The 13408-nt window shown below is 62.1% G+C and carries 14 protein-coding genes; 6 read left to right on the plus strand and 8 right to left on the minus strand.

Annotation, left to right across the window (positions count from 1 at the left end; all coding sequences use genetic code 11):
• Window positions 1–38: 38 nt before the first annotated feature.
• From G505_RS0100345 to G505_RS0100365, 5 genes are read left to right on the plus strand one after another with little or no spacing between them, the layout of a single operon-like run.
• On the plus strand, window positions 39–1490 hold the full coding sequence (locus tag G505_RS0100345; protein ID WP_028107777.1) for an RNA polymerase factor sigma-54: 1452 nt from the start codon (window positions 39–41) through the stop codon (window positions 1488–1490).
• Window positions 1491–1513: 23 nt separating this feature from the next.
• On the plus strand, window positions 1514–1801 hold the full coding sequence (gene hpf / locus G505_RS0100350) for a ribosome hibernation promoting factor (protein ID WP_028107778.1): 288 nt from the start codon (window positions 1514–1516) through the stop codon (window positions 1799–1801).
• Between the two features lie 2 nt (window positions 1802–1803).
• A complete protein-coding gene (gene ptsN, locus G505_RS0100355; RefSeq protein ID WP_028107779.1) occupies window positions 1804–2250 on the plus strand; it encodes a PTS IIA-like nitrogen regulatory protein PtsN in 447 nt (148 codons plus the stop codon).
• A complete protein-coding gene (rapZ, locus tag G505_RS0100360) occupies window positions 2247–3113 on the plus strand; it encodes an RNase adapter RapZ (RefSeq protein ID WP_028107780.1) in 867 nt (288 codons plus the stop codon). The genes ptsN and rapZ overlap by 4 nt, the downstream gene beginning before the upstream one ends.
• On the plus strand, window positions 3091–3363 hold the full coding sequence (locus G505_RS0100365; protein ID WP_028107781.1) for an HPr family phosphocarrier protein: 273 nt from the start codon (window positions 3091–3093) through the stop codon (window positions 3361–3363). The genes rapZ and G505_RS0100365 overlap by 23 nt, the downstream gene beginning before the upstream one ends.
• A 95-nt stretch (window positions 3364–3458) precedes the next feature.
• On the opposite strand, the gene pmbA is transcribed toward G505_RS0100365, so the two are convergent.
• On the minus strand, window positions 3459–4799 hold the full coding sequence (gene pmbA / locus G505_RS0100370) for a metalloprotease PmbA (protein WP_028107782.1): 1341 nt from the start codon (window positions 4797–4799) through the stop codon (window positions 3459–3461).
• A gap of 120 nt (window positions 4800–4919) precedes the next feature.
• Between pmbA and yjgA the strand changes: the two genes are divergently transcribed.
• Window positions 4920–5444: a ribosome biogenesis factor YjgA gene (gene yjgA, locus G505_RS0100375; protein ID WP_028107783.1), complete on the plus strand. Its 525-nt coding sequence runs from the start codon at window positions 4920–4922 to the stop codon at window positions 5442–5444.
• A 53-nt stretch (window positions 5445–5497) separates the two neighbouring features.
• Here yjgA and G505_RS0100380 read toward each other — a convergent pair whose 3' ends face one another.
• From G505_RS0100380 to G505_RS0100410, 7 genes are all read right to left on the minus strand, one after another.
• The gene (locus G505_RS0100380) at window positions 5498–6352 is read right to left on the minus strand and encodes a TonB-dependent receptor (protein ID WP_028107784.1); all 855 of its coding nucleotides are present in this window, start codon (window positions 6350–6352) and stop codon (window positions 5498–5500) included.
• A 36-nt stretch (window positions 6353–6388) separates the two neighbouring features.
• On the minus strand, window positions 6389–7543 hold the full coding sequence (locus G505_RS0100385; protein ID WP_028107785.1) for an ABC transporter permease: 1155 nt from the start codon (window positions 7541–7543) through the stop codon (window positions 6389–6391).
• Complete coding sequence (locus tag G505_RS0100390) at window positions 7540–8613, minus strand: ABC transporter permease (RefSeq protein WP_028107786.1); 1074 nt, start codon at window positions 8611–8613, stop codon at window positions 7540–7542. Before G505_RS0100390 ends, G505_RS0100385 begins: the two co-directional genes overlap by 4 nt.
• Complete coding sequence (locus G505_RS0100395; protein WP_028107787.1) at window positions 8610–9584, minus strand: HlyD family secretion protein; 975 nt, start codon at window positions 9582–9584, stop codon at window positions 8610–8612. The genes G505_RS0100390 and G505_RS0100395 overlap by 4 nt, the downstream gene beginning before the upstream one ends.
• On the minus strand, window positions 9581–10948 hold the full coding sequence (locus G505_RS20110; RefSeq protein WP_051215757.1) for a TolC family protein: 1368 nt from the start codon (window positions 10946–10948) through the stop codon (window positions 9581–9583). Before G505_RS20110 ends, G505_RS0100395 begins: the two co-directional genes overlap by 4 nt.
• Before the next feature lie 169 nt (window positions 10949–11117).
• The gene (tldD, locus tag G505_RS0100405; protein WP_028107788.1) at window positions 11118–12566 is read right to left on the minus strand and encodes a metalloprotease TldD; all 1449 of its coding nucleotides are present in this window, start codon (window positions 12564–12566) and stop codon (window positions 11118–11120) included.
• Between the two features lie 25 nt (window positions 12567–12591).
• Window positions 12592–13404 carry a carbon-nitrogen hydrolase family protein gene (locus G505_RS0100410; protein ID WP_028107789.1) on the minus strand — a complete coding sequence of 271 codons (813 nt, stop codon included), beginning with the start codon at window positions 13402–13404 and terminating at the stop codon, window positions 12592–12594.
• Window positions 13405–13408 lie beyond the last annotated feature (4 nt).

The raw sequence follows: 13408 nt of genomic DNA on the forward strand, positions 1-13408 counted from the left end.
CGGAAAGAACTAGAAGGAATAAGGACAGGTTGTTGTAAATGAAGACTTCTCTACAGCTAAAGCTGGGACAGCAGCTCACCATGACCCCGCAGCTGCAGCAGGCCATTCGTCTGCTGCAACTGTCGACTCTGGATCTCCAGCAGGAGATTCAGGAGGCTCTGGATGCCAATCCCCTGCTTGAGGTCGAGGAGGATCTCAGCCCAGTCGTCCCCGACACCCCGGACAGCGCTTCCCGGGACGAGCTGGAGCCCGCACCGGAAGCCGCCAGCCTGGACACCAGTGAGGCCCTGAGTCAGACCGACATGCCGGATGACCTTCAGGTGGACACCTCCTGGGACGAATACTACACCTCCTCCCCGGCCCCCATGGCCAGCCGGGAAGATGACATGCCCTTCCAGGGCAGCACCGGAGAAAGCCTGCAGGGTCATCTGCTGTGGCAGATGGAATTGACCCCCATGTCCGATACCGACCGCGCCATTGCGGTGGCCATCATCGATGCCACCGACGAACGCGGCTACCTGACCCAGACCGCCGAGGACATTCTCGAGGCCATGGGCGACGACGAGGTAGAGCTGGATGAAGTGGAAGCGGTGCTCAAGCGAGTGCAACGCTTCGACCCGGTCGGCGTCTGTGCCCGGGATCTGGCAGAGTGCCTGCTGGTGCAACTGAGTCAGTTTGACGCCGCCACTCCCTGGTTGGCAGAGGCCAAGATGCTGATTCAGGAACATATGGATCTGCTGGCCAACCGCGACTTTCGCGGTCTAATGCGTAAGACCCGCCTCAAGGAGGAGGAGCTCAAGGAGGCGATGGATCTGATCCAGACCCTCAACCCCCGCCCCGGCAGTGCCCTGGTCAACGACAATGACCAGTATGTCATCCCCGATGTGGCGGTCTCCAAACGCAAAGGACGCTGGGTGGTGGAACTCAATCCGGACACCATGCCCAAGATCCGCATCAATGAACAGTACGCAGCCCTGAGCCGCAACAGTCGAAACCAGGCGGACAGCCAGTTCGTCCGCGGCCACCTGCAAGAGGCCAAGTGGTTCCTGAAGAGCCTGGAGAGCCGTAACGATACCCTGCTCAAGGTGGCCAACTGCATCGTCCAGTTCCAGCAAGGGTTCCTGGAGTATGGCGACGAAGCGATGAAGCCGATGGTGCTCAACGATGTGGCCGAAGCGGTGGATATGCACGAGTCCACCATCTCCCGGGTAACCACCCAGAAGTATATGCATACCCCCCGCGGCATCTTCGAGCTGAAATACTTCTTTTCCAGCCATGTCAGCACCGACAGTGGCGGCGAGTGCTCATCCACCGCAATTCGTGCTTTAATTAAAAAATTGGTTGCTGCAGAGAATCCTAAGAAACCTCTGAGCGACAGTAAAATGGCGGAGCTGCTGGCAGAACAGGGAATCAAGGTGGCGAGACGGACCATCGCCAAGTACAGGGAAGCCCTGGGCATCGCTCCATCCAATCAGCGGAAACAGCTGTAACCAGCTAAAAAGGAGGAACCTATATGCAAATCAATCTGACCGGTCACCATGTCGAGATCACAACCGCTCTGAGAGATTATGTGCACACCAAGTTCGACAAGCTGGAGCGCCACTTTGACCATATTTCCAATGTCTACGTGGTGCTGAATGTGGAGAAAGCACAGCAAACCGCCGAAGCCAAACTGAACCTGAGTGGCCGCGAAGTGTACGCGACCCACCACCACGACAACATGTACGCTGCCATCGACGGCCTGATCGACAAGCTGGACCGTCAGGTTATCAAGCACAAAGAGAAAATTTCACGCCATTAATCATGGAACTATCCACGTTACTCAGCCCGGAGTGCGCCACCATCGCCGCTCCGGGCCTTAGCAAGAAGCGCGCCCTGGAGATGATCTCCCAGCTGGCGGGCGATCTTCACGGCAACCTGAACCCTCAGCAACTGTTTGAAAGTCTGCTGGCCAGGGAGAAGATGGGCAGCACCGGCATCGGCAAAGGGATTGCCCTGCCCCATGGCCGGCTGGCGAACATCGATCGCCCCATTGCCGTGTTCATCAAGTGCGATGAAGCGATCCCTTTCGACGCCATCGATGGTAAGCCTGTGGACCTGCTGTTTGCCCTGTTTGTCCCTGAGGACGCCGTACAGGAGCACCTGGCCACCCTGGCCGCCATGGCCAAGACCCTGCAGGACAAAGAGACCTGCCGGGCCCTGCGTAAATGCAGTAACGACTCGGAGCTCTATGCCCTGGTGACCACGTGAAGCTGATCATCCTCTCCGGACGTTCCGGTGCCGGCAAATCCGTCGCACTTCGGGTCCTCGAAGACCTGGGATGTTACTGTGTCGACAACCTGCCTGCGGCCATGCTCCCCTCTCTGGTGGAGGAGATGCTGGGTCAATGCGACACCCTGGCGGTCAGCCTGGATATTCGCAACCTGCCGGACCAGGCGGAACAGATTCCTGAGATTTTGACCCATCTGCCCGACTCCATAGAGAAGCAAATCTACTTTCTGGATGCCTCCGACGCCAGCCTGATTAAACGCTACAGTGAGACCCGCAGGCTTCACCCCCTTTCCCGTGGAGGCACCTCCCTGGCCGAAGCGATCGCCTCGGAGACCCAGCTGCTGGCGCCGATCCGCACTCTGGCCGACCACAGCTTTATGACCGACGGCCTGTCGGTACACCAGCTGGCCGATGAGATACGCACCCGTTTGCTGGGCCAGGCGGAGCGGGAACTGCTGCTGGTGTTTGAATCCTTCGGTTTTAAGCACGGCATTGCCAAGGATGCCGACTACGTGTTCGACGTACGCTTCCTGCCCAATCCCCACTGGGATCCGGCCCTGCGCCCCCTCACCGGTCTGGACAAGCCGGTACAGCGTTACTTCGCCAAGGAGTGGATGGTGGCGCGCTTTATCGAACACACCGAAAACTTCCTGCTCAACTGGCTGCCGATGCTGGAACGCAACAACCGCGCCTATCTGACCATCGCCATCGGTTGCACCGGTGGCCAGCACCGCAGTGTCTACATCGCCCAGCAGTTGGAACAGCGCTTCCGTCAGCGACAGAAGCAGACCTCGGTCCGTCACCGTGAACTGGACAAACGTGAAGCTGACCAGAACCCTTAAAGTCGTCAACAAGCTGGGCCTGCATGCCCGCGCCGCCACCCGGCTGGCACAGCTTGCCCACAACTACGACGCCCGCATCCAGGTGGTCCATGGGGACCAGAGCGCCAGCGCCGACAGTGTGCTGGGTCTGCTGATGCTGCAAACCTGTCAGGGGCAGGAGGTGACGGTGATCTGCGAAGGCAGTGACGCCGAGCCCGCCCTGGAAGCGGTCACCCAGCTGTTCAGCGGTCGGTTCGACGAATCAGAGTAAGCACACATCCCCCCCATGCCAAGTGGATGCACTGCACATAAAAAACCGGAGTCTGGACTCCGGTTTTTTTTATCTCTTCTGCAGCGCTGTGCCGATCAGTTGCCAGCGACCTTCATGGCGCTCAGCAAGATGGAACCGGTCTTGATGCTGGTGCGGGGATCCACATCGGTACCCACCGCCACCATATCCCGATACATCTGTTTCAGGTTGCCGGCAATGGTGATCTCATGCACAGGGTACTGAATGATGCCGTTCTCCACCCAGAAGCCGGCGGCGCCACGGGAGTAATCGCCGGTCACCCCGTTCACCCCGTGCCCCATCAATTCGGTGACGTAGAGACCGGTGCCCATCTGCTTCAGCATGGACGCCAGGTCACCGCCATTGCTGGCCAGTTGCCAGTTATAGATGCCGCCAGCGTGGCCTGTGGTGGTCATCCCCAGGCGGCGGGCAGAGTAGGCGGTCAGCAGGTAGGACTCCAGCACGCCATCACGAATGATCTGCCTGGCTCGGGTGGCCACCCCCTCGCCATCGAAGGGGGCGCTGGCCAGGCCCACCGGAAGATGGGGGTCTTCATCGATGGAGAACCATTCGGGCAGAATCTGGCTGCCGAGGCTGTCCAGCAGGAAGGAGGACTGACGATAGAGCGACGCGCCACTGATGGCGCCCACCAGATGCCCCACCAGGCCGGTGGCGGTCTCAGCAGAGAACAGCACCGGCACTTCGCAGGTGTCGATCTTGCGTGCGCCCAGGCGGGCGCTGACCTTGGCGGCGGCACTCACACCCAGGGTCTCCGGATTCATCAGATCGCCGAATCGGCGGCCGACGGTGTAATCGTAGTCCCGCTCCATCCCCTGATCATCCTTGCCAATCAACACGCAGGAGAGGCTGTGGCGGGAGGAGGCATAACTGCCGATGAAGCCATGGCTGTTGCCATACACCTTGATGCCGGCGTGGCTGTTGCAACTGGCACCATCGGACATCTCAATGCCATGCTCACTGGCCAGTGCCGCTTGCTCGCAGCGGGTCGCCAGCTCGATCCCCTCCTCCGGGGTCAGGGCATGGGGGTGGTAGAGATCCAGGTCGGGAAGCTCCGAGGGCATCAACTCGGCTTCGGCCAGGCCATTATGCTGATCTGCCGTAGTATGACGGGCGATGCCATCGGCGGCACGCACCGCATCGACGATCGCCTGAGCGCTGAGATCCGAGGTGGAGGCATTGCCCTTGGCGCCATCACGGTACAGAGAGATGCCCAAGGCACCGTCCTTATTGAACTCTACGGTCTCCACTTCACCCATGCGGGTCGAGACGCTCAAGCCCTGCTGCTTACTGATGGCCACCTCTGCGGCAGACACCCCCAGTTTTTTGGCCTCATCCAGGGCCAGGGCTACCGCCTCCTCCAGCTGCTGACGCTGGGCTTCAATGCTGACTTGGGTCACTCGTCGGTTCCATAAAATTCAGTTGCAAGAAAGGATAGCAAACCCCGCCCCCGCTCCGATAGGGGCATGACGCTTCATAGCCTGTTAGAATAGGCAGACAAGATTTTGAGGAGAGTAACTATGGCAGCAAAACGCCCGGAACCGGAGCTCCAGGAAGAGGAGTGGATCAGCAAATCGGAGCTTAAGCGGGAAGCGGAACAGCTGCAGAAGATCGGCAATGAGATTGTGGCCCTGGGCAAAAACGACCTGGCCAAAGTGCCCCTGGACGAAGAGCTCGAACACGCCGTTGCCCTGGCCCAACGCCTGAAGGGGAAAAACGAAGCTCACCGTCGTCAGCTGCAGTTTATTGGCAAGCTGCTGCGCAGCCGGGATCCCGAGCCTCTGGTGGCCGCCCTGGATAAGATCCGCAACAAGCACAACCAGGCCAACCAGGAGTTCCACAAGATGGAGCAGTGGCGCGACCGGCTGATTGCCGAGGGTGACGACGCCATCCAGGAACTGTTTGCCGAAGTGCCGGCCATGGCAGAGGAGCGCCAGCGGGTACGTCAGCTGATTCGCCAGGCTGCCAAGGAAGCCAAGGCGAGCAAGCCACCCAAGGCCTCCCGGGAGCTGTTCAAGCTGATTCGCCAGTACATGGAAGAGTAGATACGAGTATCAATAGGGAGGCAAATGCCTCCCTGCTTTTTCGCTGAGCCACCTCAGAAGTGGGTGGTCACCACCACGCCCAAGGCGCTTTCCGACGCCAGATCCCGCTTGTCCCCACCGTTGGGCCCCTTCAGGGAGAACTCCCCTTCGGAGCGATGCCCCAGGTAGGCAGACACTCGCCAGCCACCCTCGGCGGTAAAGCTGCCCCGCAGGAAACTCAGTGGCTGTTCAATCTCAATGCCCCCTTCATCCACGGCGAAATTCTGGCTCCGGTAGGCCATTCCCGCACCGAACTCCCAGGTGGGGTTCAACCGGTAGGACAGCTCCAGGCCACCGCGACCGGCAAAGCCGGGCTCGAAGGGATTGTCCAGCTTGAGTTTGTCGGTGATCTGCCACTTGATGAACAGCACCGGCATCCAGCGCACATCATAGGGGTCATTGAAGTAGCCCCCGCCAAATCCCAGGGTCAGGGTATCGCTGACCGGATAGCTGGCTCCCGCCAGCAGGCCATAACCGAAGCCATCACCGAAAGAGGTTGTGTCTGCATAGGACCACTGCACTCTAGGGCCCAGGAACCAGGTCAGGCCAGTGCGGTTGGGCTTGGTGAAGTTCACCCCCCCTCCCAGAGTCTTGACGTTATCCCAGGCCTCGAGGCGTCCGTCCATCAATGAACCGCGGTTGAAGTCGAAGTCACTGTAGGCGGCCTCCAGTTGCCAACTCATCAGCCACTGGTCATTGAGGCGGCCCCGCTTATCCAGGGTAAAGCCATAGATCTCCTGCCCCACCTTACCGTTGTCCTCGAGGGACGCCGAGGGAAAGGCCACGGTGTAGGGGGTGAAGGTCATGGCGGGCGGATTGGCACTGGCGCCGAAGGCCAGCAACAATAATCCAAGATAACGGCAGTTCATCACGATTCCTTGTTAATCAAAACAACATGATACGCTTCAAACGTCGGTGGGATCATCGCTGCCCAGAGCCTGACGTCGTTTCAGCCCCAACAGGGCCAGAATGCCCCATGCTAGCACCTGAAGCCAGAGAGAGGACAACTCATACCCCAATCCAGACAACCCCAGATTCAATTGGTTCGCCTTGATCATGGCGATCATCGCCGGTTGGGCCGGCAGCCAGGCAAACAGCCCGCTGAGCAGCGCGGACATGCTGTCCGTTGGCCAGACAAAGCCGCTGGTGAACAGGATGGGCATGCCGGTGAGCACCATCAGTTGCACCGGCACGGCACGACGCTGAAACAGGGTGCTGATGGCCACCCCCGCCAGGGCCGTCGCCAGCAGGAAAGGGGTCAGCACACCGACCATGGTCACGAAGGGGGCCGCCATGACCACCGACTGCCAGGGCAGCACCAGATCAAAATAGAGAATGCAGGAGGGCAGATACAGGCAGGCCAGCATCGCCGCCCGGGCACTTAACCAGCTGACGGTGGGATAGCCGGGCCAGTCGCCGCGGGTATTCCAGTTGTTGGCGCCCAACATCGCCGCCACCATCAGCAGGGTCTGGTGGAGAATCAGCACTAGGGCTCCGGGCAACACATAACTGGAGTAGCTCATGCCTGGATTGAATACCGGCTGGAATTTGGTCTGCACCGGTTGCAATCGACGCATCTCCGTTGCGATGTCCCCTCCTGAGGCCACCCCGCGCTGAAGCCGCACCGACGCACTCAGGTAGCCGGCTCCCTGCAGGGCGACGGTCGCCAGGTTGCTGTAAGGCAACAGGAAACTGCCGTCTCCAGCGGCGGCCAACTGCACCTGCTCGCCGCGATACAGGTTGCGCTCAAACTGATGGGGAATCACGATCATCCCCTTAAGCTCCCCCTCGGTCAGGGCGGACTCCGCGGCACTCTGGTCCGGATAGACCTGAGTCAGCGCCACCTTCGGGGAGGCCAGCCACATTCGCAGCAGCTGGCGACTGGTGGCACTCTGATCCAGGTCCACCACCGCCACAGGCTGATCCAGGGCCACATGATTGGCGTAGGGCAGCGGGTAGATCACCGCATAGAACAGGATGCCGCCGATGGCGGTGAGCATCGCGGCCTTATCCGCCAACAGCCCCAGCCACTCGCGCTTAAACAGTTGCCACCAGCTCATGGCATCCTCCTGTAGAGACAGGCCACAGGAACCAGCAACAGCGACATCATCAGCAGGGGCCAGGTGGCGGACCAGTTGTGGTTGGCCCCCGCCTGCAGCATCAACGGCAGGTAGTGGGTGCTGGGCATCAGCACCCGCCAGATCTGGGCAGCCGCCGGCATCGACTCCAGGGGAAAGCTGATCCCCATGTAGGCGAACGCCGGGGCAAACAGGGCCCCTCCTACGCTGGTGGCACGCACCGGATCATCCACCACCATGGCCACCAGCAAAATGATGCCGGCGATGGCCCCCAGCAGAGGAATCATCCCCAGCCAGAGGATCAGCATCGATCCCGCCATGGGCAGGTCAAGTCCGGAGTAGAGCACCAACAGCCCAATCCCCCCCATCAGCCACCACCACAGCAGCAGCAATAGGATCCGCAGCGGCAGACCGCGCTTGCCTCTGGCCACCGCATTCACCAGGGTGGCACTCACCAGCAACTGGTAGAGGGCCAGCAGCAGGCCGGGCAGCAGGAAAGGCAGATACCCCAGGTCCGGGTTGAACATGGGGGTCATGGAGACATTCACCGGCGCCATTACCGCAGGCAGCGACTCGGTTGGCGTGCCCTCGGAGAGGGCGCCCTGAGCCCCGACCTGGGCCAAGCCGCCGCGAATGGCCCCTGCGGCGGCGGAGTAGAGCCGCTTGCCCATCAGCAGGTACTGGGCGTTATAGCGGACGGGTAACTGGGGCTGACGGCCACCCACCAGGTCCGCAGCAAACCTGGGGGGGATCACCACCTGGGCATACACTTCACCGCGGCGCATCGCCCGCTCGGCGTCCGCCTCGGTGGCGTAGGCCACCAGGCCGATGGCCGGGCTGGCCTGCAGCTGCCGACCCAGGGCCCGACTCACCGTGGTGTTGTCCATATCTGTCCAGGCCACAGGCAGCTGAGTGGGCAGACTGCGGGCGAATACCGCCCACAGAGACAGCGCCAGCAATACCGGCAGCCAGGTCATCAGGCTCACCTGCCAGGGATCCGACAGCAGATCCCGGAAACTGCGGTGCAGCAGGATGACGATGGATTTGGTCATTGCTCGATCAGCGCAGTCATCCCGGCTCGCAGGCCGGGGATGGCGTCCGTGGGCACCAGCTCCACCTCAAAGGTGCGCAGATCGAATGCCATGCCGGATTCGGTGGCATTCCAGGTGGCGTAATCCCCCAGCACCGACCGGTAACGCACCCGGAAGGGGAAGCTGCCGTTCAGGGCGGGGATGCGCACCTGTACCATTTCACCCTCAGGGAAGCGGGCCAGGCTGTCTTCACGGACATTAAACAGGGCCCAGGCATCACTCATGTCCACCAGGGTCACCACGGGGAACCCCGTCGGAGCCAGCTCCCCCTCATCCAGCAACACCTGGCTGACCTCGCCTGTGCGGGGGGCTCGCATCTGACTGTCCGCCAGAACCGCCTGCACTTCGTCCAGCTGTCCCCGTGCAGCCAGTGCCTTGCCGGCGGCAGCGTCTCGAGTCTCCTGACGGGCGCCCTCCTCCGCCATCTGGTAAACCGCTTCCGCGGCCCTCTCGGTAAACCGGGCTGCCTGCCACTGGGTGTAGGCCTCATCCCGTTTCTGGCGAGCGACTACGCCCTCATCGAACAGAGCCTCAACCCGGTCGAAAGTGACCCGGGCCAGCTCGGCGGCTGCCTGGGCTTTATGCCACTGCTCCCGAGCCGCCAGCACCTCCTGACGACGGGCGCCATTGTCCGCCTGGGCCTTCAACGCTTCGGCCGCCTCCAGACCGGCTCTGGCCTGGGTTTGCTTGGCTTCCAGCTCCGGGCTGCTGATGGCGAACAACAGATCGCCCCGCGCCACCTGATCACCACGGTGCACCAGAATCCGCTCCAGGCGGCCGGGCACCTTGGAGGAGACGTGATATTGGCGGGCCTCAATCTGGCCCTGGATGAATTTGGCATCCGGTTGGCTCAGGGTCCAGGCGGCCCGTCCGGCCAGACCCGCCAGCAGCAACAGCGCCAGCAGGCCAAAGAGTTGGTTCAGTCGTTTCATTGGGTTTCAGTACTCATCAGAAGTTGGAACAGCAGCGACTGGTTGTCGCTCATGGCCGCCAGTTGCCCCAGGGCCACCAGGTAGTGGTACTGGGCCGCGGCGCGGGCGGTCTGTACTTCCAGCAGCTTGTCTCCGGCGTCCACCTGATCGATGGAGGTGCCCAGCCCCTGGGCAAACGCCAGTTGACGCAGTCTGAGGTTTTCCTTGGCCAGGGACTCGGCGCTGGCCAGGGCACGATACTCATGTTGGGCCTGGGTCAGTTGCTGTTCCCTGGAGGCCATCAGCAGGTCCAGATCCTGCTGGGTCTGCGCCTTGAGGTGTTGCACCTGGAGTTGAGCGCTTTTAGCGGCACGAACCCGGTCGTTTCGCCCATCATTGGTGAAGATGGGCACCTTTAAAGTCACCCCAACCATCCACTCCGGCTCGAGTTCGGACAGCAGGCTCTCGTCCACATCGAAGCTGTAGTTGCCCACCAGTGCCAACTCCGGCTTATAGCGACCTCGCTCGGCCTCGATGGCCCCTCTGGCCTGGGCCTCCTTGGCACCGAACAGCGCCAACGCGGGGTGGGTGTCCAGCATCTGTCGATGCCAGCCGTCCAGGTCCGGGGTCTGCATCGGCAAGGCCAGTGGCTGACTCAGTTGGCTGCCCTTCTGCTGCAGCAGGGTATCCAGGGCCATCTGCGCCAGGGTGCGACGTCGGCTGGCCTGGGACAGGGCCACCTCACCCTGCTCCATCGCCACCTGGGCGTTGAGCGTCTCCACTTCGGCTACCTGCCCCTGACGCTGCAGCGCTTCGGCGTTGTGCAGCTGCTGCTTCAGGGTCTTCAGCCTCGCCTGATGCAGCTGTTCCACCTTGTGGGTCAACGCCAGGGCGAAGTAACGCTCAACCAGAGTGGTGAAGCGCTCCTGAGCGTCCAGCCGCGTCTGCTGCTTCTGTTGCTCCGCTTCGGCGGCCTTGATGCTCTGGGCCGCCTCGATGCGCCCCCCCACGTAGAGGGGCCACACCGCCTGCAGGCTGGCATGGTAGATGTCACGATCGGTGATCTCGGTCTTCCAGGCAGAATCCGGCAAAGGGGGAAGCAATCCCGCCGGCAGCGCCGTCAGCAGTGTCCCCAGAGGGTTGATCGCCCTGGCATCCAGCTCCACCGGCCTGTCCAGCCGCAGGTAGCTGCCTCTCAGGGTGAGGCTGGGGTCACCCAACTGCCGCGCCACGCCCAGCTCCGCTTCGGCCCGCTGGTGAGCCTGCTGCTGAGCCTGCAGCTTGTCACTGACGCTCTCCACCCGCTGCCAGGCCTGGTGCAGGCTCATGGGCTGAGCAGACAGGGAGCCGCTGAGGCACAGCAGGGCACAGATCCAATATCTCATCGTCTGTCCAAGTTAGAGTCGAAACTCTAGATCTTACTCCTTCCAGTTTCACAGTCGAGTGCTTTTCCACTCGTCTGATCTCTAAGCAGACTGAGATCTTAGGTTTTTTTGCAGACACCAACGAAAACGGGGCCCATCAGGGCCCCGCATGTCTGTACCGCAGACAAGCTTAGTCTGTGCCGCCCACGGTCAGGCGATCCAGCTTGAGGGTGGGCTGGCCCACCCCCACAGGCACACTCTGGCCCTCTTTGCCGCAAACGCCTACCCCCTTGTCCAGGCAGAGGTCATTGCCCACCATGGAGATGGTCTGCATCGCTTCCGGGCCATTGCCAATCAGGGTCGCCCCCTTGATGGGGGTGGTGATCTTGCCGTTCTCAATCAGGTAGGCTTCGGACGCCGAGAACACGAACTTGCCGGAGGTGATGTCCACCTGGCCACCGCCAAAGTTGGGGGCGTAAACGCCGCGCTGCACGGACTCGATGATCTCACCCGGCTCCTTGTCTCCCCCCAGCATGTAGGTATTGGTCATCCGCGGCATCGGCATGTGGGCGTAGGATTCCCGGCGACCATTGCCGGTCGGGGCCATCCCCATCAGTCGGGCATTGAGCTTATCCTGCATGTAGCCCTTGAGGATGCCGTTTTCGATCAGCACGGTGTGCTGGCCTTCGGTACCCTCGTCATCGATGCTGACAGAGCCGCGGCGCCCCTCCAGGGTGCCGTCGTCCACCACGGTGCACAGCTCGCTGGCCACCTTCTCACCGATGCGGCCTGCGAAGGCACTGGAACCCTTGCGGTTGAAATCCCCCTCCAGGCCGTGGCCCACCGCCTCGTGCAGCAGCACTCCGGGCCAGCCGGGGCCCAGGACCACGGGCATCTCACCGGCGGGGGCATCCACCGCCCGCAGATTCACCTCGGCCTGGCGCACCGCTTCATGACACAGTTGCAGGGCACGGCGGCGATCCTGATCGTCGGTCACGTCCAGCTGCTCGAAGCCGTACCGACCGCCCATGCCGGCGCTGCCGCGCTCGCGGCGATCCCCTTCCACCATGATGACGGAGCAGTTCAGGCGCACCAGGGGGCGCACGTCGGCGGCCAGGGTGCCATCGGATGCGGCCACCAGCACCTCCTCATAGGCGGCGCTGAGGCTGACAATCACCTGCTGTACCCGGCTGTCCAGAGCCCGGACATAGGCGTCCATCTCCTGGAGCAGCGACAGCTTCTGTTGCTGTTCCCAGGTGTCTATGGGGTCGATGGCGGGATAGCGCTTGGCACTGCCGCTGCCGGCCAGGGCATTGACCCTGCCCTCACCGCCACTGGCGGCGATGCCGCGGGCCGCGTCGGCGGACTGCTGCAGGGAGTCCAGGGTCACCTCATCGGCGTAGGCGAAACCGGTCTTCTCGCCATCGATGGCGCGGATGCCCACACCCTGTTCGATGTTGAAACTGCCCTCCTTGACGATGCCATCCTCCAGCACCCAGGATTCATGGCGGGCCGACTGCAGATAGATGTCGGAGTAATCCAGTTTGTGACTGTGGATGCGAGACAGTATCCGCTCCAGATCATTGAGGTCCAGCCCGGCGGGCTGCAGCAGGGTAGCGCTGGCTTTCTCTAAAGTCATGGCGTCCTTGGTTCCTTGGGCTGCTCTACAGGGGCAACCGAATATGATTGAGGCAAGGCATCGCCTGCCTCACCTCCTGAATACGTTCTCTGTCGAAGGGGGCGTCAATCATCCCCTCTTTCTCGCCGGCATCGGCCAGCACTTCGCCCCAGGGGTCGACAATCATCGAGTGACCCCAGGTCTGTCGGCCATTGACGTGCACCCCGACCTGGCCGGCGGCCACCATGTACACCTGGTTCTCGATGGCGCGGGCCTTGATCAGCGCCTCCCAGTGTGCGTCACCGGTGACCCGGGTAAAGGCACTGGGCAGCACCAATATCTCTGCCCCTCGAGCCGTCATCTCCCGAAACAGTTCGGGGAAACGCAGATCGTAACACACCGCCAGTCCCACTCGCCCCAGGGGTGTGTCGATCACCTCAATCTGCCGACCAGGGTGGGTGGTGTCGCTCTCGCGGTAGTGGCCGGTGTTGTCTCCGACAGTCACATCAAACAGATGCAGTTTGTCGTAACGGCCCACTCGCCGCCCCTGCTGATCAAACACCAGTGAGGCGGCGTAGGCGCGGCCATCGTCAGCCAGAATCGGCAGAGTCCCGGCCACCAGGGTGCAGCTGGCCAGCCTGGCCAGTTCCGCCATCCTGGCCTGCAAGGGCCCCGCCCCCAGGGGTTCGGCCAATGCCTGCCATTGTCCCTTGGGGCCGTCGAAGGCCAACACACACTCGGGCAGCACCACCAACTTGTCGCCGGACTCGGCGCCCAGGAGGGCAAGCTGCGGTCGCAGCCGTGCCAGGTTTTCCTCGGGATCGGCGGTGGAACAGCACTGCAGGGCGTACAGCCGCATAGAC

The sequence above is a fragment of the Ferrimonas futtsuensis DSM 18154 genome (assembly GCF_000422645.1).
GTDB lineage: Bacteria > Pseudomonadota > Gammaproteobacteria > Enterobacterales > Shewanellaceae > Ferrimonas > Ferrimonas futtsuensis.